Origin of the sequence: Streptomyces sp. NPDC001634 (genome assembly GCF_040298185.1) — a bacterium.
In the GTDB taxonomy this organism is placed as follows: Bacteria; Actinomycetota; Actinomycetes; order Streptomycetales; family Streptomycetaceae; genus Streptomyces.
Window position 1 is genome coordinate 1 of sequence record NZ_JBEOZU010000250.1, and the last position, 1,030, is coordinate 1,030.

Below are 1,030 nucleotides of genomic sequence, written 5' to 3' on the forward strand. Positions count from 1 at the left end.
ATCCTGAAATCTCTCGCCGACTACCTCACCAAAATCAGTCCGCCAAACAGGTAGCAACTTACCCGTGTGATTTGCGGCGCACGACACTAGTGCCGTGACCGGCAACGTTCACCGAGGGCTCGTGGTCTGCGGGTGCGTGAGTGACCGGTGCTCCCTGGTTTTGGCTGGTCGCAAGGCGGAACGACCTCGTTTGCATGGCTGTAATCAACTTGCTGACCTCTCCGGCGGACGGGCAGGGTCTGGATCATGCTTGAACTACGCACCTTGAAATCAGACGACTGGCCCCTTTGGCGGGAGTTGCGACTGGCCGCGCTTGCTGAGGCGCCCTACGCGTTCGGATCGACGCTGGCCCAGTGGCAGGGCTCCGGCGACCGAGAGGAACGCTGGCGTGCCCGTCTGTCGATTCCTGGCGCGCACGATCTCGTCGCGCTCCTCGACGGCCTCCCGGTAGGCATGGCCAGCGGAGTGCCGGGCGAGGGAGCAGGGAACGTAGAGTTGATCTCGATGTGGGTCAACCCCACGGCTCGAGGCAAGGGCGTGGGTGACTACCTGATCCAGGCGGTCGAGCGGTGGGCGGCGGAGCGCGGTGCCACGACGCTGCGGCTGTCCGTCATGCCGGACAATCGCAAGGCGACCGCGCTCTATGAACGGCACGGTTTCACGGACACGGGTGACCCCGGCGATCTTCTGCCCGATGGCGTGGGCAGGGAGCGGGTCATGGCGAAGAGCCTGGCCGCTGTCTGATCTCCGCATCCGGGCGCGGCGGGGGATCCCCCACGTGCTCAGGCTGCGGCGGCGAGGGGGCGTCCGCCCCAGCGGATGCCCTTCTCGCTGCGGATGCGGGCGCAGAGATGTAGCCACCCGGGCGGTCTGACCGTCCTTGTCCGAGCGCACAGGCATGCTCGGTCCCGACGGGCCACGCTACCGGCGCTGCTTCCACCTTGCTTTCGGGCAGGGTGCCCGGTCCTTCAGGGCCGGGGTGAATGCCCGCTCCCGCGTAGCGGGGCAGGGGAAGGCGAATCGCCGTCAG

1 protein-coding gene is annotated in these 1,030 nt (G+C 67.1%); it reads left to right on the forward strand.

From position 1 onward, the window contains the following. Positions 1 to 246 precede the first annotated feature (246 nt). Positions 247 to 744 (forward strand): GNAT family N-acetyltransferase, encoded by a 498-nt coding sequence (locus tag ABT186_RS47860; protein WP_351237941.1) that lies wholly within the window; start codon positions 247 to 249, stop codon positions 742 to 744. Positions 745 to 1,030: the final 286 nt, after the last annotated feature.

Bases quoted from the DNA above. Each gene is read 5' to 3' on its own strand.
- ABT186_RS47860 (WP_351237941.1), top strand. From the start codon at position 247: ATGCTTGAACTACGCACCTTGAAATCAGACGACTGGCCCCTTTGGCGG.